This is a genomic window from Trinickia dabaoshanensis (genome assembly GCF_002879885.1).
Taxonomy (GTDB): domain Bacteria; phylum Pseudomonadota; class Gammaproteobacteria; order Burkholderiales; family Burkholderiaceae; genus Trinickia; species Trinickia dabaoshanensis.
The window spans coordinates 186,692-211,216 of sequence record NZ_PNYA01000003.1; the positions used below are offsets into that span (position 1 = coordinate 186,692).

Here is a 24,525-nt window from a genome sequence, read left to right on the forward strand (position 1 = left end):
TCATTGGTACCGACGACTCGTGGAACTGGCCGGTGCTCTGGATTGGCGAGCCGATCGAATTGCCCGTGGTGCCGATTCCCCGATTTCGGCGTGACAGAGGATAGAAATGGTTCGCAGCGCGGCCAGTGCGGCAAACTAGGCCGACAGAAGAGTCCTATCAGCCACGAAGTCCGAAAATACCTCGCCCGAACAGCGGCTTGACTTCGCCGCTTGCCCCGGCAGCCGCTTACTCGATGGCGACAATCGACGCTTGTCCGACAGAAAAACGCCGTAACGCTGCACGGGAGCGCCCGCATCATTGCCTAGCGTCGTCAATGCAACATCGGTCGGCCGCGCCCCCATGATGGCCTTACAGCAACTGGAATTTTGCCGAGCGGCACATCGAGACCCGCCTATCGTTGATCCGACCTTCAAACTGTCGTATGCTCGTTTTGCGCTAGGATCAGGTAGAAGGCTTGCATACAACTAAAATCTGCAACACACCACGAGGATCGACCAATGAACGACATAATTTTAAAAAGCTATCTCGATGATTTTGCAAACAAATTTGAATATTCGGATACAAAGGAAAGTTTGCAATTCGAATACTTCGTCGCACACTGCCTAGTTTCCAGAGATTATCAAGGGCACTTCGACGCCGAGAACTTATCCGTCGGCGATGCTAATGGCATCGACTCGGTTGCAATCTTTGTAAATGACATTTTAATTGAGGATGCCGCCGAGATCGAAGGGTTGGCAAAACATAATATCGAAGTAAGATTTTTATTTATACAATCGAAAACCTCGTCCTCATACGATCAAGGCGACGTTCTCAAGTTCACGCAAGCAGTACGTCAATTTTTTTCGAAAGATGCCAAGCCGGCTACCTATGGACTTGGCGCTGAGCATGATGTCAAAGAGGCCATCTATCGGAAGGCCATAAAATTCGTTGAGAATCCGAGAGTTGATTTTCGCTATGTAACCACTAGCGCTGGACGTCCGAGCGATCTCATCGCGGAAACTGCAATTCGAGAAAAAGGACTACTCGAATCAACAGGCCTCTTTTCTACCGTGAGTTTCGAGTTCATAAATTCAGAGGATTTAAAGTCCATCTATCGCCGTCTCTCCAATAAGGTAACAAAACAAATTACGTTTGAAAAACATACAATCCTTCCGAAAATACAGGGGGTTAAGCGCGCCTTCATCGGCATTCTCCCGTGCAAAGAGTATCTCAAGCTTATCTGCGACGATGACGGCAAACTTTTGAAAAATGTCTTTTACGATAACGTTCGCGATTTCCAAGGTGAAAACTCCGTCAATCGAGAAATTCTTTCCACTCTAGCGTCTGACGGCCCTGGTCGCGAAACGTTCGTCCTTTTAAACAACGGCGTGACCGTCGTTTGCAAGGCGATAAATCCAGTCGGCTTCGACTTTACAGTTCGAGATTTCCAGGTTGTTAATGGCTGCCAAACCAGTCACGTCCTCCATAGAAACAAGGATCTACTCTCTGGAAGCGAGTTTGTAACGATAAAGTTAATCGAGACAGAAGACGTAGATATTGCAAACAAAATCACGAAGGCAACAAATCGCCAAACCGAGGTCAAACTGGAAGCATTTGCGGGGCTGCAGCCTTTTCATAAGGAGTTGGAAGCATTTTATGCGAGCATTCCGATCTCCGAACGACTGTACTACGAGCGTCGGCCTGGCCAATATGATTTTGACTCTACAATCAAACACAATCGCATAATTTCGATTCCATCACAAATAAAGTCATTTTTATCCGTGTTCCTCGATGAACCTCACAAAATACATTTTTATTACGGACAACTTCTATCGGATTATAGCTCCGGCAATGAATCATCGCTTTTTAGCGAAACCCATGATCCGTACCCATATTACTCAGCCAGCTATCTGGTTTATCTGATATCCGAAAAAATAAAGCGCAACAATAGCATTCCTGTGAAATGGAAGTTTCATATTGCGGCAATTATCCGAATGCTCGCAACCGGGCCGTTCAATTCGAAACGCCTAAGTGATCCCGCATACTGCAAGCGTTATTGCGATGCGTTGCACAACGCAGCAAGAAGTTTTAACGACTACTTCAGAACAGCCATCTCTCTATTAAATTCCGCCTTAAAAACCCGGGAAGGCAAACGAAATTCCAGAGATTTACCACAAGACGCAGCACTCACAAAAGAGCTTCTCGATCAGGCCAAGAAAATCTATCTCGATCGAAACAAGGAGGCCAACAATCGTCTAGACGGAAGCGAAGGAAATTTCGATGGAACATTTGTTGGCTCCATTTGCCAGACTGTCCCAGAGAAGAAATTCGGATTCATAGAATATGGACAACGTCAATTCTTCTTCACTTTCGAAACCATTAAATACAATCAGAATCAGAAGGTACGCTTTAGGGTAAGAAAGAGTGGCGACACACTCGAAGCATTCGATGTGGTCATTCTGTGAAGCGCTGTTGGCTCGCTTATCGCGGGACAAAGCTTGTTGGAAGGTCGTTCTGAATAATATCAACCAGGCCGACTAACGCGTCACGTCTCGCAGTTCGTCCGTCCCGTTCTAGAGGCCGGACGAACTATGATATCGCCGTTCCTCGCGGGGCGAGCCAGACGCACCTGCCGCAATTTTTTGCAATGGAGCACGCCTGATATCGACGAAGGAGCGGCGATCGAGTTCGAGACCGTAGCGCCGGCGGGCGGAGGAGCGGTATCCCTGTTCAAGCGCGTGGACGAACTGCTCGGCCTCGTGAAAGACAAGGGCGCCAATGACGGCAAGCGATTCGCTGATATGACGCAGGCCGTCGAAGCACTCGCGGGTTTCGCGAAGAACTTGGCCGCACGTGTCGACGAGTACGCCGGCAAGCTCGATACGGCAAGCGCCGATCTCGCGACGGAGAAGAACGCACACGCCGCGAGACTGGGTTACGTCGGTCGAATGTGACCGGGCTTCAATGGTCGCAAGTCGATATTGTGAGGCGCGTCGCGTGGATTCATCCCGACCAAGCGAAGGCGAAGAAGGCAATTACTGTCCCGCTGTCGGACACTGCTATTGCGGTGCTGCGTCGGCAGCTCACGAAGAAGCGAGCGCCGGAATTCATCGACAGCGTTTTCGTCTACCACGGCAAACCGGTGTATCAGACCGTGACTGCGGCATGGCGAAAGGCGCTTAAACGCGCCGGAATCGGCGATTTCCGCTGGCACGACCTGCGTCATACCTGGGCGAGTTGGCACGTCCAACGCGGCACACCGCTTCAGGTGTTGAAGGGAGTTGGGCGGCTGGGAAACGATGGAGATGGTTCAGCGATACGCGCACCTGTCGGCTGACCATTTGGCGCAATGGGTGACGCCGCTGACCACTGCGCCCGCGCCGATGCTAGCTGCAATTTAGCTGCAAAGACGCAGTCCGAGGAAAAGGGGAAATCGCGAAAAGCCTTACCAGATATGGCGCGCCCGGCTGGGATCGAACCAGCAACCCCTGCCTTCGGAGGGCAGTACTCTATCCATTGAGCTACGGGCGCTTCAGCGCGTGCGGCGTCGCGGCTTGAAAGCGCGGCGCCGAGCGAGACCGAGAGCATACCTGGTTTCGCCTATCGCGTCCACCGAGCCCCCGTCCCCACAATCCGCCAACCCGGGTAAACGCGGCCCCCTCGCCCCACCTGCCCCGCTCGCCGTCGCCAAAACGTTGAGTCTATAATCGACCCGTGTTTGATCGAATTAATTAAGTCGATGCCGACTTAGCCGTTTCAGGTTTTAGCTGTTGCTGTTGCCGTCGCGCTGTTACCGCTCACCAACACAATATTCCCGGGAGACGAGACAAGCATGAGCGAAGCACCACACGGAGCCCCGATCAAAACGCCCGGCCAGTTGATCGCCGCCGTCATCGCGGCGTTCGCCATTCCGATCGTCGTCATCTGGCTACTCGCGTACTACGTCAATCAGTCGGAGCGCTCGGGCGCCGGAACCGACGGCCTCGCGGATGCCACCGTCGCCCAACGCATCGCCCCGCTCGCCCAAGTAGACGTCCGCAATCCCAACGCGCCGCACGTCTTCAAAACCGGCGAGGAAGTCTTCAAAGCCGTTTGCACCACCTGCCACACGCCCGGCGCCGCCGGCGCACCGAAGTTCGGCAACAATGCCGACTGGGCGCCCCGTATCGCGCAAGGCTACGCGGCGCTACTGCAATCGGCCCTGCACGGTAAGAACGCGATGCCCCCACGCGGCGGCACGAGCCCCGACGACTACAGCGATTACGAGATCGCTCGCGCCGTCGTCTACATGGCCGATCATTCCGGTGCCAGCTTCCCCGAACCGGCCGCCCCCGCCGCCGGCGCGAATGCCGCGCAAACAGCCGAGCCGGCGTCAGCCGCATCGGCCGCCCAAAGCCCCACCGCCAGCACCGGCACCGTGAACGATCAAGCGGCCGCCGCCATCGCCGCCCTGCCGAGCGCACCGGCACCGGCCGCCGCGTCCCCCGGAGCCGATAAGGCGCAAGCCGGCAAAGCGCTCTACACCCAGGTCTGCCAGGCTTGTCATGCCGCCGGCGTGCTCGGCGCCCCGAAATTCGGCAATAAGGCCGATTGGGCGCCGCGGCTCAAAGATCCGATGGACGTGGTCTACAACTACGCGCTGCACGGCAAAGGCAATATGCCGCCCAAAGGAGGCTCGAACGCCTCCGACGACGACGTCAAAGCCGCCGTCGACTACATGGTCAACGCAGCCAAGTAATCCGCGGATCAGCACCGAACCGCACGGCAGCGCACCACAAAGCAAAGGCCCCGAGCAATCATTGCATCGGGGCCTTTTGCCTTATTCACACCTGAACCGCAACACTAGACGCCCAACGCGTCGCAGCGCCTCAAGGTTTCTGCAGCAGCGCCTTCAAACTAGCCAGCCGGTCTTTCGGCGTCATCGGCGCCTCTTCAGGCGTCGGCGGCGGCGCCTCGTCCAGCCCCATTTCGGGAATGAATCGGGACGGCTCGCACACCACCGTCTCTCGGGCCCGCTTACGCTTCTTGCACCAATTCAAATGCAGGCTGCGCTGCGCGCGCGTAATCGCCACGTACATCAAGCGCCGCTCTTCCTCGATACGGGCATCGTCGATCGGCTCGTCGTCCGCGCCGCCGCGGTGCGGCATGATTCCCTCTTCCACGCCCACCAAGAACACGTGCGGATATTCCAGCCCCTTGGATGCATGCACCGTCGACAATCGCACGGCGTCGGGGTCTTCCTCCTTGCCGTCCAGCATCGACATCAAGGCCACCGTCTGAATCAAGCCGAGCAGGTTCTTGCCCGTATCGCCCAACCCGTCCGCGTTATCGAACCCGGTCGCCTCGCCGTCCTCGGCCTGTTCGGGCTCAGGCTTCGTGCCCTTGCGCTTGAGCCACTCGAGGAACTCGAGCACGTTCTGCCACCGAGACTGCGCTTGCCGCTCGTCGAACGTGTCGTACAAGTACGCCTCGTAATGGATCGCCTCCATCAGATCGTCGATCAGCGTGGTTGCCGAGTCTTTCGTCGCCCGATCCGCGATTCGCTGCATGAAGTCGCAGAACACGCGCAACGGTTCGACCTGGCGCGCCGACAAGCGCGCCTCGATCCCGCCCATATAGACGGCCTCGAACAGCGACACCTTCGCCTGGCCCGCGAACGAGCCGAGCGCCTCCAGCGTTGTATTGCCGATCCCGCGCCGCGGCGTAGTGATCGCGCGGATGAACGCGGGATCGTCGTCCGGGTTGGCGATCAAGCGCAAATAAGCGCAGATATCCTTGATTTCGGCCTTGTCGAAAAACGACTGGCCGCCCGAAATCACATACGGAATGCGTTCGCGGCGCAGCACCTGCTCGAAGATGCGCGCTTGGAAGTTGCCGCGATAAAGAATCGCGTAGTCGCGAAACTGCGTGCGCCGTTCGAACTTATGCGCCGACAGGCGGAACACGACCGATTCGGCCTCGTGCTCTTCGTCGTTGCAGGGCGTGACGGTGATCGTGTCGCCCATGCCGTGCTCGGACCACAGCTTCTTCTCGAACAGCTTCGGGTTGTTGGCGATGACGTTATTGGCGGCCGTCAAAATACGCACCGTCGAACGGTAGTTCTGCTCGAGCTTGATCAGGTGCAGCTTCGGGAAGTCCTTGCCAAGCTGCGCCAAGTTCTCGAGCGTAGCGCCGCGCCATCCGTAAATCGCCTGGTCGTCGTCTCCCACGGCCGTGAATGCGGCCCGGGGCCCCGCCAGCAGTTTGACGAGTTCGTACTGGCACGCGTTCGTGTCCTGGTACTCGTCGATCAGCAGGTAGCGCAGCTTGTTTTGCCAGCGGTCGCGCACGGCCTCGTTCTGCCTGAACAACTCGGTGGGCAGGCGAATCAGGTCGTCGAAATCGACAGCCTGGTACGCACTCAGCGTCGCGACGTAGTTCCGGTAGACGATCGCGGCCTGATGCTCGTCTTCGTTCGCGGCAATGGCCGCGGCCGTCGGCGGGTCGATCATGCCGTTCTTCCAAAGCGAGATGATCGATTGGATCTTGCGGATGAAGCCTTTATCGGTCGAGCCGACCTGCTCTTGGATCATGCCGAAGCAGTCGTCGGAATCCATGATCGAAAACTGGGGCTTGAGTCCCAGATGCTCGGCTTCCTGCCGCAAGATCTGCACGCCCAGCGAGTGGAACGTACACACCGTCAACTGATTGACGGGCACCTTCCGCCCCTCTTTCCCGGGAGCGGTCAGTGTCTTGCCTTCGAGCAGCTTGCCCACCCGCTCGCGCATTTCCGCGGCGGCCTTGTTCGTAAAGGTCACGGCCGCGATATGACGCGGCTCGAAGCCTTTGTTTTCGATCAGGTGAGCGATCTTCTGCGTGATCACGCGCGTCTTGCCGCTGCCTGCGCCGGCAAGCACAAGGCAGGGGCCGTCGAGATAGCGCACCGCTTCGCTCTGAGCGGGATTCAATCCTGCGGACATCGTCTGTGGATGGGTGTAACGAGGTTGGCGGGGCCCGCATCCATGCTGTAGCGAATGCGGCGCGCAAAGCCGTGAAGGCGAGTGCGCGATGTTAACACGGATGAGCGCATCGACAGGTCAGACCGAATGGGATCGGTTTCTCCTCGCCGCGATGCGTGCCACAATGTTCGACTCTCTCGCCGTCGCACGGCTGAGGCGGCGCTTGTTCGCAAACACGCGGGCGCCGTCTCGCCGGGGCGTCCCTTTGTCGTCACGCGGAGGAAAGCACGCATGGCTTGCACGTTGAAAATCGGTTTGATGGGCTACGGATACGCGGGCGCAACGTTTCACGCGCCCGTCATCGATCATTGCGGAGCGCCGCCCGAGACACCCGATACGCCCTACGCGCGCATCGCCGCGATCGCCACCGGACAGCGCGAACGCGCGCTCGCCGATTACCCCAACGCCGAAATCGTCGCCGATATCGATGGGCTCATCGCCTCGAGCGAGGTCGATTGCATCGTCATCGCCACGCCGAACGACACGCACTTCGCGCTGGCCGCCAAAGTGCTGGCGGCGGGCAAACATGTCGTCGTCGACAAGCCCGTTACCTTGACGTCGGACGAAGCCCGCACGCTCGCTCGGCTCGCCCGCGAGCACGGCGTCCTGTTCGCGCCGTTCCACAATCGGCGCTGGGACGGCGACTTCATGACGGTGCGCGCGCTCATCGAGAGCGGCGTGCTTGGGCGCGTGGTCCATTTCGAATCGCATTTCGATCGCTTTCGGCCGGAAGTGCGCCAGCGCTGGCGCGAACAAGCGTCGCGCGGCGGCGGTCTGCTGTTCGACCTCGGCCCGCATCTGATCGATCAAGCGCTCGCTTTGTTCGGCGCGCCCGAATCGGTCTATGCAACGGTCAAGCAGCACCGCGACCACGCGAGCGCACCCGACTACGTTCATCTGCTGCTCGGCTATCCCGACAAGGAAGTCATCCTCCACGCGAGCGCGCTGGTCGCGATCGAACCGCCGCGGTTCATCGTCCACGGTACGCGCGGCAGCTATGTAAAAGCGGGGCTCGACACACAGGAAGATCAACTCAAAGCGGGGCTGCGCCCCGGTGCGGCCGGCTTTGGCGGTGGCAACGCGGCGGGCACGCTGCGTGCTCTGGAGGGCGAACGCGAGGTCGAGCGCGCCGTGCCGACGCGCGACGGAGCGTACGTCGAGTTCTACCGCGCCGTTTCGACGGCGGCGGCGAGCGGAGCGCCGTTCCCGGTGTCGCCGCAAGACGCCGTCGACGTCATGACGATCATCGAACTGGCGAACGAAAGCGCGCGAGAGGGCAAACGGCTACCGTTCGTGCGCGTGCCGGCTTGACCCTCGACGCAACATTTTGGGCCGTTATGTCATCTAGGTAAGCGTGCCGAACGTTTGATATCGCGTGGGCGCGACGGCCTACCCGCACATGAAGACCCATGCATAACCACAAGGAGAATGGGATGCAACGCTCGATTCGCGCGCTCGTTTATTGCGCGCTGGTTTCCACGCTGGCGGCTTGCGTGGTGACGCCGCCGCCGCCGCGCCGGCATCCCCCGCCTCCGCCGCCGCCGCCCGTGGTGGTCCGGCCCAATCCGCACGAGGCCGAACTCGCCCGGCGCGCCGAAGTGGACGAGCGAATCGACAATCTGAGCCGCCGCATCGATCAACGCGTAGACCAAGGGTACTATCCGCCGCCCACGGGCGCAGCGCTGCATCACCGCCTGGACGTCATCCGCCAAGAAACGGGCGACATGGCGGGCCAGCACGGCGGCGGCATTTCGGCCGACGAGCAGCGCGTCATCAATCAAGAACTCGATGGCGCCGCAAGGGCCATCGGCTACTGACGGGCACGGGCGGCTTTAGCTTTAGCTTCAACTCGAACTCGCCCAATAAAAAACGCGGCACCGCCACCAAGGCGTGCCGCGTTTTTCATTGGAAAGCGCGAGCGAGCGCCCGCGTCTTTCGCGCTCGGCTCAGCGCCGCGCCTGCGTCGCCATGCGAACGGCGAGCCCGGCAAGCACGGTTCCCATGATCCAGCGCTGCACCATCACCCAACTCGGACGGCCCGCGAGAAACGCCGCGATCGAGCCGGCCATCATCGCCACCACCGTATTGACGGCGAGACTTGCCGCGATCTGCAAGCTGCCGAGCGTCAGCGACTGTGTCAACACGCTGCCTTGATGCGGATCGATAAATTGCGGCAGCAGCGACAAATAGAGGACGGCGATTTTCGGATTGAGCAGGTTGGTGACGAAGCCCATGACGAAGAGCTTGCGCGGACTATCGGCGGGCAGATCGCGCACCTCGAACGGCGAGCGGCCGCCCGGCTTGAGCGCCTGCCAGGCGAGATAGACCAGATAGAGCGCGCCGCCGAGGCGCAACGCGTCGTAGGCAAACGGCACGGCCATCAGCAGCGCCGTGATTCCGCACGCGGTGCTGACCATATAGAAAACGAAGCCGAGCGCCACACCCCCAAGCGAAATCATGCCCGCCGCGCGCCCTTGGCAAAGCGAGCGCGAGACGAGATAAATCATGTTGGGGCCGGGCGTCAGCGCGATACCGAGCGCGACTAGACCGAATGCAAGTAGAGAACTGGACGTGGGCATTGCTTCTCCTCGATCGACGATGGATTGACGGCAGGCCTTACATGCCCAGGCGCGCGGCAAATCCGTCGACCAAGGCGCCAGCGAGACGCTCGCCCGCACCTTCGTCCCGCGCTTCCCGATGGTGTGCTCCATCTCACGGCGCCAGTCGCGCGGACGATTCGATTATTTCATGGTTTGGGCTAATGCGCCGCCAACCGCACATCGACTACGAAATCACGCAATAACGGTGGTACCGAGCGTCGCCTCGATCTCGCGCATCATCCGTTCGATCCATGCGCGCAGCACGCTGTCGAAACACACGACGGCCGTCGATCCGGCAACGAGCCGGTAGACGTCGTTGCGGGTCACCTTCGAAATCTTGGCCGGATCGAGCCACGCTTCGTTGGCGGCGAGCAGCCGCAAGGTCTCGAGTCCGATCAGGATCGGCCATAAGCAAGCCAGGCGCAGACGAATCGACAGGCGCGGAATCGCGAACGCGTAATCGGCCGCCGCGCGATAGTGCGCAAGGGCCGTCGTCATCAACTCGACGAGCACGGGTCGCGCACGCAGCGAGGCGTCCGGCCCCATCAGCGAAGCCGGCGTCAGGCCATGCTCGGCCAGCAGCGGCGCGGGTAGATAGCAGCGGCCGATCCGCAGATCTTTCGAGCAATCCCGGAGGATGTTCGTCAGTTGAAGTGCCTTGCCGAAGCGCACTCCGCGCGCGATCACCGTCTCGACCGGCTCCCCGAACGTGCCCGGCAGATGCGCGCAGGTCATCCTCGTCCAAAACTCGCCCACGCAGCCGGCCACGAGGTAAGTGTAACGATCGAGCTCCGCGATGTCGCGCAGCGCGGCGATCTCTCCCGAATCCTCGGCCGGAAACGTGCGCAGATCGAACTCCATCCCCGTGGTGAGCGTCGTCACGATCTCGCGCACGGCGTCGCGGTCGGCCACATCGAACTCGTCCAATACCGCCAGCGCCGGCTCGACCGATTCGAGCAGGCGCTGCTCGTCGGGCAGTGCCTGCCGGCCGGCCACTTCACCCGCGATGCTGCGAATCGCCCGTCGCGTGTCGTCGCTCCGATCGCCACCCACGGCGGCGCGCAGCGCCAGCAGCAGCGATAACCGGCGCGCGGGCTCGATCAGCGAAGTGTCGGCGATGGTGTCGGCGGCTCGCGCAAGCAGATACGCGAGGCCGACGGGATCGCGCATCGGCCCGGGCAAGACGTTCAACGTCAAATAGAACGAGCGGGAAACGCTTTTGAGCAAAGGGCCGAGTAAATCGGCCCGAGCAACATTGGACATGAATCGAATGAGTGAGGGACGCACCGGTGCGCAATTGTAGCCGCCCCCGCCGTGCGTCCGCCCCTCATTCGCCCACGCCGACGCGCCGGCCGATGCCTCGCGTTTGGCGATCGGCGCTCAGGACGAGCGCGAGACCGCTCAGAATCGCCGCCATGCCGGCGATTTCGCCCGCTCGCAAGCGGTTGCCGAGGAACGCGTAATCCATCAGCGCCGTGACGATCGGCACGAGATAAAACAGGCTCGTCACGTTCACGAGGTCGCCGCGTTGCACCAACCGGTAAAACAGCAATTGCGCAACGACGGAGATGACGAGCCCAAGCCACAGCAGCGAAACGACGAGCGTTGCGTCCGGCTTGAACGCGAGCGGCATGGCAGGGGCGATCGCCGCGCACATGACGAGGCCGATGGCGTTTTGCAACGGCAGCACGTCGATGGGAGCCTGCGCGATGCGCTTCTGAAAAATCGCGCCGACCGTAATGCACGCGAGCGACGCCAGTCCCAGCAGCGCGCCCCCGGTCGACGCCGTGGCAGCGTTGCCGCCCGGATGCACGACCAGTGCCAAGCCGGCGAGCGCGATCGCAAGCCCCGCGAGGCGCCGCGGCGAATAGCGCCGCTCGGTTGCCAGCATCGTGAGGATCGGCTGCGCGCCGAGGATCGTCGCAAGCAAGCCCGGCGTCAGCCCTCGCGAGAGTGCAAGCAGGTAGCAGATCGAGTAGCCACCGGTGAGCAGCGCGCCGGTCAGCGCGACGCGCCAGCGCGTACCGCGCGCGGGAAGCCAGCGCCCGCGCCAGAGCCCGAATAGGCCCAGCGCGGCGCAGGCGAGTGCGAAGCGCATCAGCAAGAAGGCAAAGGCCGGCGCGTGCCGGATACCGAGTTCGGCGAAGATCGCGCCGCTGCTCCAAAGTAAAACGAAAAGCGAAGTCGTGCCGTAAGCCGTCATCGCGGCTCGAATGGAATTCATTTGGACGTCACCTGTGCAAGTGTGCATGGGACCCGCACACGCGCGCTCGGCGTTCGAATGAACGCGAGGTCACTGCGCGCGGATGCGCGGGCGAACCGGAAAGCCGGCGTTTAGCCGCGCGCGGGCGGCGGCGCGGCGATGCCGGCTACGACTTGCCTCGGCGGGGGAGGCGAGCCGGCGTGCACGAGCACAACGACAGTCGAGAACGCGATGCGTCCACCGCCGGCGTTCGAACCGGAGGTGCGGGAGACAAAACCGCGCGGACGCATGCAATTCGTCATCGATGTCGAATCGGTGAAAGGTGAGCGGCTCGCCAAGTAGCGCGGCGGCCGATGAGTGTCGGCGCCTCGAGAGGCGAGCCGCCGACAGTTCGACAGCCTACTCGCGGCGGGTGGATCATGCAATGGGCCGGGGGCCAATACGGCCGGCAAATCTCAGAAGGCGGGCCTTTATAGGCGGCGGCCGCGGATAGGCCGAACCGTTGGACACTGGCGGTGCGATACTGGCCGGCATTGTTCCGCGGTGCCGATCTTCGTCCGCCATGACCGCTCTCGCCGACATCGTCCTCGTGCTGCACGCCGCTCTCGCCACGTTCATCGTCGGCGGATTCGTCGCGATTTGGATCGGCGCCATGCGGGGCTGGGCATGGGTGCGCGAACGGCGGTTCCGGTTCGTGCATCTCACGGCGATCGCGATCGTCGCCCTGCTCGCCGCACTCGACATACCGTGCCCCTCGACGACGCTCGAGGATTGGCTGCGCACAGGCCGCGCCGGCCCGCAAGGCTTTCTCCAATATTGGCTCGGGCGGCTTCTATATTACGAACTGCCCACGTGGGTCTTCACCGTCGCCTACGTCCTCTTCGCCCTCGCCGTTCTGTTGACCTGGCGTTACGTCCCGCCGAGAAGCAAACCCCGGCGCTGACTTCCCGCTCGCGCGGCTCAGGACGATTCGGCCGCATCGTGCTGCAACTTGGCCATCGTCTTCAATATGGTTTTCGCATCGCGCTTGCGCCCCATCTCGCCGTACAGTTTGGCGAGATTGCCGAGCACGCGCACGTAGTCGCCCCGATAGATGGCCGGCTCTTGTTTCGTGAGCCTGCCGTACAGCGCGACCGCGCGCCGAAAGACCCCTTCGGCTTCGTACAGACGGCGCATCGTACTCAGCAGCACGCCCAGATTGTTCAGCGTGCGGGCACGTTCCGCACCGATGGCGGCGGGCGCCGCCGACTCGAACGACGCGAGCGTGCGCAGCGCCTCTCGGTACGCATGCTCGGCCTCGGACGAGCGCCCCTGCCGCCGATACAACACGCCCAGGTTCGTCAGCGTTCGCGCCACGTCCGACGCCCCGCGCGCGGGGCTTTCTTGCGCGAGCTTGCGACGAATCGCCAGCGCCTCGCCGTAGGCTTGCTCCGCTTGCTCGAGCCGTCCCGCGTCGCTGTCCAGATTGCCTAGATTGTTCAAGGTCCGGGCCAGCGCCGACTCGTAAGCCAGCGCGTTCTGTCGTACCAAAGCGCGTTGCAGGTCGAGCGCTTCCGCGTATGCGTTGCGTGCTTCGTCGATACGGTGCGCCGTCGCATAGAGCACGCCGAGGTCGTTCAGCGTCGTCGCCAAATCGGCGGTATAGCCGCGCGCATCGTGCCGCACGAGCGCGCGCTCGAGCTTGAGCGCCTCGCGGTAGGCGTCGATGGCATCTCCCGGCTGGTCGGCATCGCGGTAGAGCGCCCCCAGCGTGCCGAGCAAATCGGCGACGGTCGGGCCGAAGCGCACCGGCTGCTCGCGTGCCAAGCTCCAATACATCCCGAGCGCCCGCAAGTCGGCCATTTCGGCGTCGGCCGGCAACGAGAGCGCCGCATATAAGCGGCCGAGCTTGGCCAACGCCCCGGCAAAGCGCGGCCGCCAGCGTTCGGGCTTGCCGTGCGCGAGCACCTGATAGCGCAGCACGAGCGATTCGTAGACCGGCTGCGCCTGCTCGAGCAGGCGCGCCTCGAACAGCAGATCGCCGTAAAGTTCGGCGACGCCGGGATCGTCGGGCCGGAGTACATGAGCGACGCGGATGAAGGCCAGCGAGCGCCTCGGTGAGAAGCGCAGCCATTCGACGATGCCCGCGTCGAAGCTGCGCGCTGCGATCAGATCGTCCGGCGCACCGGGCTCGGCGAGTTCGGCGGCGAACAGTTTGGCCGCGCCGTCCAAGTCCAGCGCGGCAATCGCCGCGTCGACCTGCGGCTCGAGCGGATCGTCCGTGCGCACGACGCGCGTGCGCCAGCGCAACAACGCGTAGCGCTCGGTCCAAGCGTGCGCGAGGGCGACGAAATCCACTTCGTCGCGCTCTCCGCTTTGCGCCGCGAGGGCCAGCACGATCGGCGCGACGGCGTCGAAACCCTGCTCCGGCATCGCCTCGAACATCCAATCGGCCGCTTTAGCGAGGGCAACGCGCTGGCTGCCCGGCAAATGCGCTCGGTGAGCGGCACGGTTCGCATCGGCCACGAAGCGTTCGAGCCGATGCGGGTCGATGCCGCAATCGCGCTCGAAACGGAACCGCGGTTGGACATCCGTCACCGACAACGCCGGCGCGCAAAGCGGCGATGTCGATAGCGAAGGCGGGGCCGACTGCGCCGACGCCGTGAGCGCATGCGCCATCGCAAGGCCCGTAAGCCACCGATGCGCGCGCCGGTTGCTCATGCTCGTCTTCTCGTGGCAAGTGGCTGTCGATCACTCACATGAAGAACGGTCGCGGCGCGACCGTATGTTGGCCAACGCACGCCCGTGCACCGCCACCGATTGCCCGCGTGCGCGCAACGCCACATAGTCGCCAGCATAGGCGCGTCCGCTCGATTGCGCAGCGGGCGGCGGGCCGGATATTCGAAATCATGCATCCCCGAACGATTTCTCGTCCCCTACCACGCGCACGATGTCCCGGCTGCGGCGCGCCGATCCCGCGCGGATTGCAGCAGTGCCCACGTTGCACTCGGCCATTGCCGCCGAGCGCGGCGCCGGGCATCGGGCCGGCTGGCGAAGCCGAACGTCCCCGCCCGCGATGGCTCGCCGAGGCGCTGCCTAGGCATTGGACGCCCGCCGATGCGAATGGCGCCCGGCGTTGGGGCCTCAGTTTCGGAGCGGGATTGTTGCTGTTGGTGGTCGTCGGCGTCTTCGCCGCTTACATGGCGATCGACGAAGGCATCGGCGTCGGCGTGGGTGTCGGTGACGGCGTCGGCAATAACGCGCGCGATCGAACCGGCCCGGGCGCTCGAAAGCAACGCGCAAGCGACGCACTCGCCGTGGCCCAAACGGCGGCGCGCCCGCCCCTATCGTCTGCACAATTGCCGCTGCTGGCGGAGCAAATTGCCCACGCGAATGCGGACGACGATGCCGACGCGGCCCGGCTGCGTCGCGAGCACGGTGCACACCGGGGAACGCATGGTACGGCGAGCGTCCCACGCGCCGCGGCCACACCGGCCGCGCCCGCCAAAGCTAGGCATACTCGACGATCGCCCGCGCATTCGACTGAAACGGCAACGCCCGCCGTTGCCAGCGCCCCAACCTTCTCGAGCATGGCATCACCGAGAACTGCGCCCGCGGCTTCAGACGAAGCGCCGCCGAGCGAAGCGGCTGCGCCGGTACATGCAACGCGCAGCGCGGCGAGCGACGAGCGCGATGCGCCGCCGCCGTCCGGCGCCGCCGACAAAAGCTTCAACGGCCCGATCGAGGGCTCGGCGCCGCCGGCATCCAGCGACGCACCGCCGTCCGACGCACCGGTAGCGCCCCCAAAGCCATCCGACGCGCTGCGTCCGAACGAGCATCGATCCGTTCCGTTGGAAGCGCGAAGCGCGAGCCTTCGGGATGCACGCGGCCACGGCGTCCGGCGCGGGGTGACGCATCGCCGCAAGCATCCGCCGCATACCGCGGCCGCCCACGCGCCGGTCATCGTTTTTACGCTGCCGCGCTTCTTGATCGCGCCGACGATGCGCATGCCGTCGTTCCCGCATCCGCCGTCGAGCAGGTTCGATCTATCCGAGAACCAGCGGGCACTCTATCGAGGGCACTGACGCCGCCACCGACCGGCCGATCGAACCGGCGAGCGCGTGGGCGACCGAGTCACCACGCGACGCGCGCCTACTTCGTCGCCGACGCGCGTGCGCGCCGGCCTTGCTCGCGAATGTCGTCGAGCGTCGCCGCCGGCGTGCTGACTTCCTTGGGCACGCGGATTTCAATGAGCGCGGGCAACCCGCTCGCCACGCATCGCTCGAATGCCGGCAGGAAATCGGCCGTGCGTTCGACCGTTTCCCCGTGCGCGCCGAACGAGCGGGCGAACGCCGCGAAGTCCGGGTTCGTGAGCCCGGTGCCGTGCGTTCTACCCGGGTAGTGCCGTTCCTGATGCATGCGGATCGTGCCGAAGTGCGCGTTGTTCACGACGATGAAGACGACGTTCAGGCCGTACTGCATCGCCGTGGCGAGCTCTTGCGACGACATCATGAAGCAGCCGTCGCCCGCGAACGCAACCACCGTCCGCTCGGGGTACATCGCTTTCGCCGCGAGTGCGGCGGGCACGCCGTAGCCCATCGCGCCGCTGGTCGGCGCGAGCTGCGTGCGCCACTCGCGATAAGCGAAATGCCGATGCAGCCAGATGGCGTAATTGCCCGCCCCATTCGTGACGATGCTGTCCGCGGGCAGCCGCTCGCGCAGTTGCGCCATGATTTCGCCGAGTTGGACGTCGCCGAGCATCGGCCGCGGCGCGCGCCACTCGAGGTACGCGCCGTGCGCTTGCTGCGCCGTGCCGGCCCAAGCAGGCGTGGCGCGCGGCTCGAGCGCGGCCAGCGCGGCCGCCATTTCGGGCATGCCCGAGACGATCGGCAAGTCGGCGGCGTAGACGCGGCCCAACTCTTCCGCGCCTTGATGCACGTGCACGAGCGTTTGCCGGGTTTTCGGAATATCGAGCAGCGTATAGCCGCCCGTGGTCGCTTCGCCCAGACGGGGACCCACGACGAGCAGCAGATCGGCCTCGCGAATGCGCTGCGCCAGTGCCGGATTGATGCCGAGCCCCACGTCGCCCGCGTAGTTCGGGTGATCGTTATCGATCGTGTCTTGATAGCGGAACGCGCAGCCGATCGGCAATTGCCAGGCTTCGACGAACCGGCGCAGATCCACGCACGCTTGCTCGCTCCAGCCGCTGCCGCCCGCGATCACCATCGGGCGTTGGGCGCCTTCGAGCATCACGCGAACTTGGTCGATCTGCGCGGCCGAAGGCGACGCCGCCACGCGATGAAAGCGCGGCGCGGCGGGCACGGGGGCGACGAGGTCGGTGAGCATGTCTTCGGGCAGCGCGAGCACGACGGGGCCCGGGCGGCCCGCGCATGCCGTGTGAAACGCGTGACTCATGTACTCGGGAATACGGCGCGCGTCGTCGATTTGCGCGACCCATTTCGCCATCTGGCCGAACATGCGGCGATAGTCGATCTCTTGAAACGCCTCGCGATCGAGATGGTCGCGCGCGCATTGGCCGATGAGCAAGATCATCGGCGTGGAGTCTTGAAACGCGGTGTGCACGCCGATCGAGGCATGGGTCGCGCCCGGCCCGCGCGTGACGATGGCCACGCCCGGGCGGCCCGTAAGCTTGCCGGTTGCCTCGGCCATGTTGGCCGCGCCCGCTTCATGCCGGCAGACGATCGTGCGAATCCGCTGCGTTTCGTCGTGCAGCGCGTCGAGCACGGCGAGAAAGCTTTCACCCGGTACGCTGAAAACACGGTCGACGCCGTGCGTGACGAGCGCATCGACGAGCAAGCGCGCTCCGGTCACGTTGGCGGTATCGGCGACATTCGGCATGGTGCGGCAACCTCCTGACTGGCTAGGGTTTGTTGTTCGAGAAGGAACGACCGGCGAGCGAATCGCGAGAGACGGCGCCGACAGCTTACGCCTGACCCGCCGGGGCTGTCACGGCCGTAGGCTCGCATTGTGCGGGACAACTACACCATCGAGGATGTCATGGGACAGATCGCGAGCGCGCTAGCCGCCGATGCCGTAGTGATGCCCAATGCCAAGATGACCGCGCTTGAAAGCGTCACGCGGAGAGAGGACCGGTACGGAAATGTAGTGCGGGATCGGGCAGTGCTGGAGCTGACGCAACGAAAGCCACGAGCCGAACTGTATTCGGTGATCCCGAAGGGAGACGCAAACAAGCCGCCTGCACGCTGAAATAGAAAAGGCCGCTCGAAAGCGGCCCTAAAAGCGTTGAAGCACTCGCCCGGGTAACTTAAAACATCCGGCGCACCAGCACTCCAGGAGCGATTTTACACCGTTACTCGCGTTTCGTGCAGTCGCCTGGAGGCGGGTTTGTCTGCTCGATAGACCCGCCGTTTGACACGTGGTGCGGCACCCGGCCGACCAAGTTCTCGTCAGCACTCGACGATATTGACCGCCAAGCCGCCGCGCGACGTCTCTTTGTACTTCGTCTTCATATCGGCGCCGGTCTCGCGCATCGTCTTGATGACCGAATCGAGCGATACATAATGGCTGCCGTCGCCGCGCAGCGCCATGCGCGCGGCGTTGACGGCCTTCACCGACGCCATCGCATTGCGCTCGATACACGGAATCTGCACCATGCCGCCGACCGGATCGCACGTGAGACCGAGGTTGTGCTCCATGCCGATCTCGGCGGCGTTCTCGACTTGCTTCGGCGTACCGCCCATGACCGCGGCCAAGGCGCCGGCCGCCATCGAACACGCCACGCCCACTTCGCCCTGACAGCCCACTTCCGCGCCCGAGATCGACGCATTGAGCTTGTACAGAATGCCGATCGCGGCGGCCGTCATCAAGAAGTCGATGACGCCCTGCTCGTTCGCGCCGGGCACGAAGCGCGTGTAGTAGTGCAGCACGGCCGGCACGATACCGGCCGCGCCGTTCGTCGGCGCCGTGACGACGCGGCCGCCCGCCGCATTCTCTTCGTTGACGGCGATCGCATACAGATTGATCCAATCGACCATCGAGAGCGGATCGCGCAGCGCCTGCTCCGGGTTGCCCGAGAGCGCGCGATAAAGCTGCGGCGCGCGGCGCTTGACTTGGAACGGTCCGGGCAGCGTACCGTCGGCGTCGGCATTGCCGATCCCGCACCCGCGCGCCACGCACGATTGCATCACATCCCAAATCTTCAGCAGTCCGGCGCGCGTTTCCTCCTCGGTGTGCCACACGCGCTCGTTGTCCCACATGAGCTGGGCGATCGACTTGCCCGTCGACGCGCACAGCGCAAGCAATTCATTGCCGGTGCTGAACGGATGGGCGCGCTGGTCGGCCGCTTGCAGCACCTTCGTATTGGGCGCGCCGGCCGTCACGACGAAGCCGCCCCCGACCGACAGGTAAGTCGCCTCGCGCAACACCGCGCCGCCCGCGTCGGCCGCACGCAGCTTCATACCGTTCGGATGCTCGGGCAACGCTTGCCGATAAAACACGATCTGCTCCTTCGGCACGAACGCGATCTCGTGCGTGCCGCCGAGCGCGAGCCGGCGAGACTTTTGGACGGCGTCGAGCCGGGCCGCGATCGTCGAGGGATCGACCGTATCGGGCGCATCGCCCATCAGGCCCAGCATGACGCCGCGATCGGTGCCGTGTCCCTTGCCGGTCGCGCCGAGCGAACCGTACAGTTCCACCTTCACCGACGCCGTTTGGGCAAGCAAGCCGTCGCGTTCGAGCCCTTGCACGAACAGCAGCGCGGCGCGCATCGGCCCGACCGTATGCGAGCTCGAAGGGCCGATGCCGATTTTGAAGAGGTCGAAAACGCTGACTGCCATTGTTGCTCCAGACGCTGATCGAGGCGGGTACGCGCCTCGGATTGATAAGTGGAAACGCCGCGCCGGATTTGCCGTCACGGCGTCGTTCAAGGGGCGGCCATCCGGATCGCGGCATGGCACGCCGATTTCGCTAACTTCGCTATCTCGCCGGCAACGGCAGACAGACCGACAGCCACGCGGGCGGCATCGCAGCGACGCGCTGCGCGACGATCGCATAGCGGCCGGACAGCCGCGCGGCTAGATGAAACAACTGCGCCGAGCTCTTCGGGTCCCATTCCCCCGAGTAGCCGGGCAAACCCGCCTCGCGGCGCTTGGCATCGAACGGCACGCTCGAATGGACGAACTCCTCGTGCGTTTTTTCACCGAGCGCGTAAGGCGCGAGCCAATCGAGCGCGGCGGCGAGCGTGGCGCCGTTTGGCGCGCGCAGCGTGAGCCAATTGCGGTTGTGGCGCCGGGCCGACAAGGCCGCCTCCACGAGAGGCTGCAAGTCGTAGGCCACGTAATGAAGCGCATCGCGTTCGGCAAAATCCACCGTCGCCCCATCGGGTGCGATATTCGTGCCGATTTGCTCGACGAACAGCCGCTGCGCGGCATTGATGAGCTTGCGATCGTCGAGCGTGAAGGCGGCCATGGCGATGAGCTTGACGCGATGGCTTTCCCAATTGTTACGATAAGTCCCGCGCAAAGGCCGCGGCTGCGCGTCCACTTGGTTGACATACCCGTTCGCGAGCGTCGTGATGAACGCGGCCGTCGCGTTACGCGTCTTGACGGGCAGCGCGCTGGCGGTCAAATCGTAGGCCAAGATCATCGAATCGAAATGCGTCTCGTCGATCGGATTGAAACTCGGCCGATAGGTCGTGGCCCAGGCCAGCAAGAAGCGATCGACGAGGCGCAGATAGCGTTCGTCCCCGGTCGCGCGCCAGACGAGCGCCGCGTCGCGCATGAGCTCGAGTTCTTGCTCGGCCTCGACGCTCTGGTCGTAAATGCCTTCGTGCGGCAGCGTGCCTTCGGTATGCAGACGCGCGAGCGGCTTGGGCTGATCGCCGAGCCGCGCCGCCACGCTCTTCATGAGCGCTTGCACCGGGGGCGCGGCGCTCGTACGCTCGCTCGTTTGCATGGCCGGGGCCGCGCAGAAGTTCATGGCCGCGCGCGCGGCGCCGGCATGCGCGAGCAAGCCCGCGCACGCGATCAGGCAGGCCGCGAGCGACACGCCGCCCCGGCGCGCCTCGGCGTTCACCGGGGCGTGACGGCGCCCCGGCCCCGTCCGTTCACCGCCGAGCGTGCTCGATCCATCCCGTTGCACAGTTGGCAGACATGCCATCGCTGCCGGCACCATTCGCCCCATCGGTCGCTCCTTCGTTGGCTTGATCGCGGGATGAGATGGTACCGGGATTCGCGTCGAACGACGCACACCCGCGCACGCCAAGGCGCGGCGGGGGCGTCGATCGCGCGTCGCCGCGCCGACGGCTCGCGCCGTTGCGCTCACGGTTACGCTGTCAGGCGTAATCGGCGACGGGCACGCACGAGCAGAACAAATTGCGGTCGCCATAAGCGTTGTCCGCGCGGCCCACGGGTGGCCAGTACTTGCGCGTGACGAGCGAGGGCAACGGGTACGCGGCGCTCTCGCGCGAGTACGCATGCGGCCATTCGTCCGCCGTCACGACCGCCGCCGTGTGCGGTGCGTGCTTGAGCGGGTTGTCCTCGCGATCGGCGCGGCCGTCTTCCACCGCGCGGATCTCCTCGCGAATCGCGATCATCGCCTCGATGAAGCGATCGAGTTCTTCCTTCGATTCCGATTCGGTCGGCTCGACCATCAACGTGCCCGGCACCGGAAAACTCATCGTCGGCGCGTGAAAGCCGTAGTCGGCCAGGCGCTTGGCGACGTCGTCGACGGTGATCCCGCTCGCGTCCTTGATCGGGCGCAAATCGAGAATGCACTCGTGCGCGACCAGTCCGCCGGGCCCCGCGTACAGCACCGGATAGTGCGGCGCGAGGCGCTTGGCCACGTAGTTCGCGTTCAGGATCGCGACTTCGGTGGCCGCCGTGAGGTTCTTCGCGCCCATCATCGCGATATACATCCACGAAATCGGCAGGATCGAGGCCGAACCGTACGGCGCGGCCGAGACGGCGCCGATGCCGCTTTCCGCGCGGCGATAGCCCGTGGAGGTTTGATTCGGCAGGAACTGCGCGAGATGCGGACCGACCGCGACCGGCCCGACGCCGGGGCCGCCACCGCCATGCGGAATGCAGAACGTCTTGTGCAGGTTCAAGTGCGAGACGTCGCCGCCGAACTGCCCCGGCGCCGTCAAGCCGACCATCGCGTTCATGTTGGCGCCGTCCACGTACACCTGGCCGCCCGCCGCATGCACGATCTCGCAGATTTCGCGCACGTTGGCCTCGAACACCCCGTGCGTGGACGGATACGTGATCATGATCGCCGCCAGGTTGGCCGCATGCTCGGCCGCCTTCGCCTTCAGATCGTCGATATCGACGTTGCCTTGTTCGTCGCAGCCGACCACGACCACCTTCATGCCCGCCATATGGGCCGACGCCGGGTTCGTGCCGTGCGCCGATGCCGGAATCAGGCAGACGTCGCGGTGGCCTTCGCCGCGCGATGCGTGATAGGCGTGGATGATCAAGAGCCCCGCGTACTCGCCCTGCGAACCGGCGTTCGGTTGCAGCGAGACCGCCGCATAGCCCGTGGCCGCCACGAGCATCTGCTCGAGCTGATCGATCATTTCACGGTAGCCGACCGTCTGCTCGGCCGGGGCGAACGGGTGAATCTGCGAGAACTCGGGCCAGGTGACCGGCAGCATTTCGGACGTCGCGTTCAACTTCATCGTGCACGAACCGAGCGGGATCATCGAACGATCGAGGGCCAGGTCCTTGTCGGCGAGGCTGCGCAGATAGCGCAGCATTTCCGTCTCCGAATGATGGCGATTGAAGACGTGATGCGTCAGATAAGCGCTGGTCCGCGCGAGCGAGGCCGGCAGCGACAGCGAGCCCCCCTGCCCTTGCTCCTCGGCCCGCGTGAGCGCCGTGTCGAGCGCATCGACGTGCGGCACGTCGATCGCGCCGGCCGCGTGCGCGAAAAGCGCGAGCAGATCGGCGAGATCGGCACGCTTGGTCGTTTCGTCGATGGAAACGCCTACACGCGTATCGCTCACGCGGCGCAGATTGATGCGCATGCGTTTAGCGGCTTCGTGCACGGCCGCCGTGCGCGTGCCCGTTTCGATCGTCAGCGTATCGAAGAACGTTTCGTTGACGAGCGCGTAACCCAGTTGCTTGACGCCGGCCGCGAGCAGCGCGGCGATGCGGTGCACGCGCTGCGCGATCGTCTTCAAGCCTTGCGGCCCGTGATAGACGGCGTACATGCTCGCCATGATCGCGAGCAGCGCTTGCGCCGTGCAAACGTTCGAGGTCGCTTTTTCGCGTCGAATATGCTGCTCGCGCGTTTGCAGCGCGAGGCGCAGCGCGTTCTTGCCTTGCGCATCGACGGTCACGCCGACGAGCCGGCCCGGCATCTGGCGCTTGAATTCGTCGCGCACGGCCATGTAAGCGGCGTGCGGGCCGCCGAAGCCCACCGGCACGCCGAAGCGCTGCGACGTGCCCACGGCGACGTCGGCGCCCCACTCGCCCGGCGGCGTCAGGAGCGTGAGCGCGAGCAGATCGGCCGCGACGACCACGTAGCCGCCCGCCGCATGCACGGCTTCGGTCAGCGCGCGATAGTCGCGCACGTCGCCGGCCGCGCCCGGATATTGCAGCAGCACGCCGAATGCGCCCGCGCTCGCCGCCGCATCGGCCGGACCGACGCGCACTTCGATGCCGATCGGCTCGGCGCGCGTGCGCACGACTTCGATCGTTTGCGGCAGCACGTCGTCGGCCACGTAGAACACGTTCGACTTCGACTTGCCCGCGCGTTGCAGCAGCGTCATCGCCTCGGCGGCAGCCGTCGCTTCGTCGAGCAGCGACGCGTTCGCGATGGAAAGGCCGGTCAGATCGCCGATCATCTGCTGGAAGTTGAGCAGCGCTTCGAGCCGGCCTTGCGAGATCTCGGGCTGATACGGCGTGTAGGCCGTGTACCAAGCCGGGTTCTCCAGCACGTTGCGCAAAATCACGGCCGGCGTGTGCGTGTTGTAGTAGCCCTGCCCGATGTAGGAACGGAACACCTCGTTCTTGTCCGCGAGTTCGCGCAACCGCTCAATCGCCTCGGCCTCGCTGCGCGGCTCGGCGAACGGCCCGAGCGGCAGAGGACCGTTGCGGCGGATCGCGGGCGGGATCACGGCGTCGATCAACGCGGCGCGCGACGCGAAACCGAGCACCTCCAGCATGGTGTGCTGGTCGGCGCTATCCGGGCCGATGTGCCGCTCGGCGAAGGCGTCGTGCACTTCGAGCGCGGCAAGCGAGAGAGGGGAGCGGTTCATCAGACGATCCGGATGTTCGAGTTTCATGGTAGGGCGGCGTATATTGCGCGGCGCTCGAGCGTGGAACGCTTCGAGATGCGCCGCGCGGCAAGAACGAGTAATGAGGGTCAGCCGATGAGCTTTTCGTAAGCGGCGGCGTCGAGCAGGCCGTCGACCGCGGACGCGTCGGCGAGCTTCACCTTGAACAGCCAGCAGCCATAGGCATCGCTGTTGACCTCTTCGGGCGAGTCGGCGGCTTCCTCGTTGACGGCGACGATTTCACCCGCCACCGGGGCGTAAATGTCGGACGCGGCTTTGACCGACTCCACCACGCCGACGGCATCGCCGGCCTTGATGTCCTTGCCGACTTGCGGCAGTTCGAGAAAAACGATGTCGCCGAGCGTCGATTGCGCGTGGTCGGTGATACCGACCGTCACGGTGCCGTCACCTTCGACTTTGATCCACTCGTGTTCGTCGGTGTATTTCAGATCGGCCGGAACGTTGCTCATTTGAGACTCCTGGTGAATAGGGTGGATGCGTTGTAA

18 protein-coding genes, 1 tRNA gene, 1 pseudogene and 1 riboswitch are annotated in these 24,525 nt (G+C 63.9%); of the genes and pseudogenes, 9 read left to right on the forward strand and 11 right to left on the reverse strand.

What is annotated here, in order from left to right; genetic code table 11:
* Positions 1-498 precede the first annotated feature (498 nt).
* The 3 genes and pseudogenes from C0Z18_RS04555 to C0Z18_RS04565 form a co-directional block, all read left to right on the forward strand.
* Entirely contained in the window at positions 499-2,445 is a 1,947-nt protein-coding gene (locus C0Z18_RS04555) for an AIPR family protein (RefSeq protein WP_102644183.1), read from the forward strand.
* A gap of 126 nt (positions 2,446-2,571) precedes the next feature.
* Complete coding sequence (locus C0Z18_RS04560; protein ID WP_102644184.1) at positions 2,572-2,934, forward strand: hypothetical protein; 363 nt, start codon at positions 2,572-2,574, stop codon at positions 2,932-2,934.
* A pseudogene (locus C0Z18_RS04565) lies at positions 2,907-3,381 on the forward strand (site-specific integrase); the annotation flags it as partial. The gene C0Z18_RS04560 and the pseudogene C0Z18_RS04565, both read left to right, overlap by 28 nt.
* 54 nt (positions 3,382-3,435) lie before the next feature.
* Here C0Z18_RS04565 and C0Z18_RS04570 read toward each other — a convergent pair.
* Positions 3,436-3,511 (reverse strand) — tRNA-Arg (locus tag C0Z18_RS04570).
* A 301-nt stretch (positions 3,512-3,812) separates the two neighbouring features.
* Here C0Z18_RS04570 and C0Z18_RS04575 point away from each other — a divergent pair.
* Positions 3,813-4,718, forward strand: coding sequence for a c-type cytochrome (locus tag C0Z18_RS04575; protein WP_102644185.1), 906 nt, complete (start codon positions 3,813-3,815; stop codon positions 4,716-4,718).
* Positions 4,719-4,848: 130 nt separating this feature from the next.
* Here C0Z18_RS04575 and C0Z18_RS04580 read toward each other — a convergent pair whose 3' ends face one another.
* Positions 4,849-6,939, reverse strand: coding sequence for a UvrD-helicase domain-containing protein (locus C0Z18_RS04580; RefSeq protein WP_102644186.1), 2,091 nt, complete (start codon positions 6,937-6,939; stop codon positions 4,849-4,851).
* A gap of 270 nt (positions 6,940-7,209) precedes the next feature.
* Between C0Z18_RS04580 and C0Z18_RS04585 the strand changes: the two genes are divergently transcribed.
* The gene (locus C0Z18_RS04585) at positions 7,210-8,289 is read left to right on the forward strand and encodes an oxidoreductase (protein ID WP_102644187.1); all 1,080 of its coding nucleotides are present in this window, start codon (positions 7,210-7,212) and stop codon (positions 8,287-8,289) included.
* Positions 8,290-8,411: 122 nt separating this feature from the next.
* Complete coding sequence (locus C0Z18_RS04590; RefSeq protein ID WP_102644331.1) at positions 8,412-8,795, forward strand: hypothetical protein; 384 nt, start codon at positions 8,412-8,414, stop codon at positions 8,793-8,795.
* A 129-nt stretch (positions 8,796-8,924) separates the two neighbouring features.
* On the opposite strand, the gene C0Z18_RS04595 is transcribed toward C0Z18_RS04590, so the two are convergent.
* The 3 genes from C0Z18_RS04595 to C0Z18_RS04605 all read right to left on the reverse strand — a co-directional run bounded on the left by C0Z18_RS04595 (position 8,925) and on the right by C0Z18_RS04605 (position 11,802).
* Positions 8,925-9,557, reverse strand: coding sequence for a LysE family translocator (locus C0Z18_RS04595; RefSeq protein WP_102644332.1), 633 nt, complete (start codon positions 9,555-9,557; stop codon positions 8,925-8,927).
* A gap of 36 nt (positions 9,558-9,593) precedes the next feature.
* Positions 9,594-9,716, reverse strand: a riboswitch (ZMP/ZTP riboswitch).
* A gap of 54 nt (positions 9,717-9,770) precedes the next feature.
* Positions 9,771-10,841 carry a phytoene/squalene synthase family protein gene (locus C0Z18_RS04600; RefSeq protein ID WP_102644188.1) on the reverse strand — a complete coding sequence of 357 codons (1,071 nt, stop codon included), beginning with the start codon at positions 10,839-10,841 and terminating at the stop codon, positions 9,771-9,773.
* 64 nt (positions 10,842-10,905) lie between these two features.
* Entirely contained in the window at positions 10,906-11,802 is an 897-nt protein-coding gene (locus C0Z18_RS04605; protein ID WP_102644333.1) for a DMT family transporter, read from the reverse strand.
* Positions 11,803-12,343: 541 nt separating this feature from the next.
* On the opposite strand from C0Z18_RS04605, the gene C0Z18_RS04610 reads away from it, so the two are divergent.
* Positions 12,344-12,724 carry a DUF2784 domain-containing protein gene (locus C0Z18_RS04610; RefSeq protein WP_102644189.1) on the forward strand — a complete coding sequence of 127 codons (381 nt, stop codon included), beginning with the start codon at positions 12,344-12,346 and terminating at the stop codon, positions 12,722-12,724.
* Positions 12,725-12,741: 17 nt separating this feature from the next.
* On the opposite strand, the gene C0Z18_RS04615 is transcribed toward C0Z18_RS04610, so the two are convergent.
* Positions 12,742-14,481, reverse strand: a complete 1,740-nt coding sequence (locus tag C0Z18_RS04615; RefSeq protein ID WP_102644190.1) for a tetratricopeptide repeat protein — start codon at positions 14,479-14,481, stop codon at positions 12,742-12,744.
* 440 nt (positions 14,482-14,921) lie between these two features.
* Between C0Z18_RS04615 and C0Z18_RS04620 the strand changes: the two genes are divergently transcribed.
* Complete coding sequence (locus tag C0Z18_RS04620) at positions 14,922-15,845, forward strand: hypothetical protein (RefSeq protein WP_146013933.1); 924 nt, start codon at positions 14,922-14,924, stop codon at positions 15,843-15,845.
* A gap of 67 nt (positions 15,846-15,912) precedes the next feature.
* Here the strand turns inward: C0Z18_RS04620 and C0Z18_RS04625 are convergent, their stop codons facing one another.
* The gene (locus C0Z18_RS04625) at positions 15,913-17,619 is read right to left on the reverse strand and encodes a thiamine pyrophosphate-binding protein (protein WP_102644192.1); all 1,707 of its coding nucleotides are present in this window, start codon (positions 17,617-17,619) and stop codon (positions 15,913-15,915) included.
* Positions 17,620-17,778: 159 nt separating this feature from the next.
* Here C0Z18_RS04625 and C0Z18_RS04630 point away from each other — a divergent pair, with 159 nt between their 5' ends.
* Positions 17,779-17,988: a hypothetical protein gene (locus C0Z18_RS04630; protein WP_199189387.1), complete on the forward strand. Its 210-nt coding sequence runs from the start codon at positions 17,779-17,781 to the stop codon at positions 17,986-17,988.
* Between the two features lie 200 nt (positions 17,989-18,188).
* Here the strand turns inward: C0Z18_RS04630 and C0Z18_RS04635 are convergent, their stop codons facing one another.
* From C0Z18_RS04635 to gcvH, 4 genes are all read right to left on the reverse strand, one after another.
* Positions 18,189-19,577: an L-serine ammonia-lyase gene (locus tag C0Z18_RS04635; protein ID WP_102644193.1), complete on the reverse strand. Its 1,389-nt coding sequence runs from the start codon at positions 19,575-19,577 to the stop codon at positions 18,189-18,191.
* A 139-nt stretch (positions 19,578-19,716) separates the two neighbouring features.
* A complete protein-coding gene (locus C0Z18_RS04640) occupies positions 19,717-20,718 on the reverse strand; it encodes an alginate lyase family protein (RefSeq protein ID WP_233217072.1) in 1,002 nt (333 codons plus the stop codon).
* A 355-nt stretch (positions 20,719-21,073) separates the two neighbouring features.
* Positions 21,074-24,028 carry an aminomethyl-transferring glycine dehydrogenase gene (gene gcvP, locus C0Z18_RS04645; protein ID WP_102644194.1) on the reverse strand — a complete coding sequence of 985 codons (2,955 nt, stop codon included), beginning with the start codon at positions 24,026-24,028 and terminating at the stop codon, positions 21,074-21,076.
* Between the two features lie 80 nt (positions 24,029-24,108).
* Positions 24,109-24,489, reverse strand: a complete 381-nt coding sequence (gcvH, locus tag C0Z18_RS04650) for a glycine cleavage system protein GcvH (RefSeq protein ID WP_102644195.1) — start codon at positions 24,487-24,489, stop codon at positions 24,109-24,111.
* Between the last annotated feature and the right edge of the window lie 36 nt (positions 24,490-24,525).

What these genes read in the sequence shown, in the direction of transcription:
- C0Z18_RS04555 (WP_102644183.1), top strand. Translation starts at nt 499, where the DNA reads ATGAACGACATAATTTTAAAAAGCTATCTCGATGATTTTGCAAACAAA.
- C0Z18_RS04560 (WP_102644184.1), top strand. Translation starts at nt 2,572, where the DNA reads ATGATATCGCCGTTCCTCGCGGGGCGAGCCAGACGCACCTGCCGCAAT.
- C0Z18_RS04575 (WP_102644185.1), top strand. Translation starts at nt 3,813, where the DNA reads ATGAGCGAAGCACCACACGGAGCCCCGATCAAAACGCCCGGCCAGTTG.
- C0Z18_RS04580 (WP_102644186.1), bottom strand. Translation starts at nt 6,939, where the DNA reads ATGTCCGCAGGATTGAATCCCGCTCAGAGCGAAGCGGTGCGCTATCTC.
- C0Z18_RS04585 (WP_102644187.1), top strand. Translation starts at nt 7,210, where the DNA reads ATGGCTTGCACGTTGAAAATCGGTTTGATGGGCTACGGATACGCGGGC.
- C0Z18_RS04590 (WP_102644331.1), top strand. Translation starts at nt 8,412, where the DNA reads ATGCAACGCTCGATTCGCGCGCTCGTTTATTGCGCGCTGGTTTCCACG.
- C0Z18_RS04595 (WP_102644332.1), bottom strand. Translation starts at nt 9,557, where the DNA reads ATGCCCACGTCCAGTTCTCTACTTGCATTCGGTCTAGTCGCGCTCGGT.
- C0Z18_RS04600 (WP_102644188.1), bottom strand. Translation starts at nt 10,841, where the DNA reads ATGTCCAATGTTGCTCGGGCCGATTTACTCGGCCCTTTGCTCAAAAGC.
- C0Z18_RS04605 (WP_102644333.1), bottom strand. Translation starts at nt 11,802, where the DNA reads ATGAATTCCATTCGAGCCGCGATGACGGCTTACGGCACGACTTCGCTT.
- C0Z18_RS04610 (WP_102644189.1), top strand. Translation starts at nt 12,344, where the DNA reads ATGACCGCTCTCGCCGACATCGTCCTCGTGCTGCACGCCGCTCTCGCC.
- C0Z18_RS04615 (WP_102644190.1), bottom strand. Translation starts at nt 14,481, where the DNA reads ATGAGCAACCGGCGCGCGCATCGGTGGCTTACGGGCCTTGCGATGGCG.
- C0Z18_RS04625 (WP_102644192.1), bottom strand. Translation starts at nt 17,619, where the DNA reads ATGCCGAATGTCGCCGATACCGCCAACGTGACCGGAGCGCGCTTGCTC.
- C0Z18_RS04630 (WP_199189387.1), top strand. Translation starts at nt 17,779, where the DNA reads ATGGGACAGATCGCGAGCGCGCTAGCCGCCGATGCCGTAGTGATGCCC.
- C0Z18_RS04635 (WP_102644193.1), bottom strand. Translation starts at nt 19,577, where the DNA reads ATGGCAGTCAGCGTTTTCGACCTCTTCAAAATCGGCATCGGCCCTTCG.
- C0Z18_RS04640 (WP_233217072.1), bottom strand. Translation starts at nt 20,718, where the DNA reads ATGAACTTCTGCGCGGCCCCGGCCATGCAAACGAGCGAGCGTACGAGC.
- gcvP (WP_102644194.1), bottom strand. Translation starts at nt 24,028, where the DNA reads ATGAAACTCGAACATCCGGATCGTCTGATGAACCGCTCCCCTCTCTCG.
- gcvH (WP_102644195.1), bottom strand. Translation starts at nt 24,489, where the DNA reads ATGAGCAACGTTCCGGCCGATCTGAAATACACCGACGAACACGAGTGG.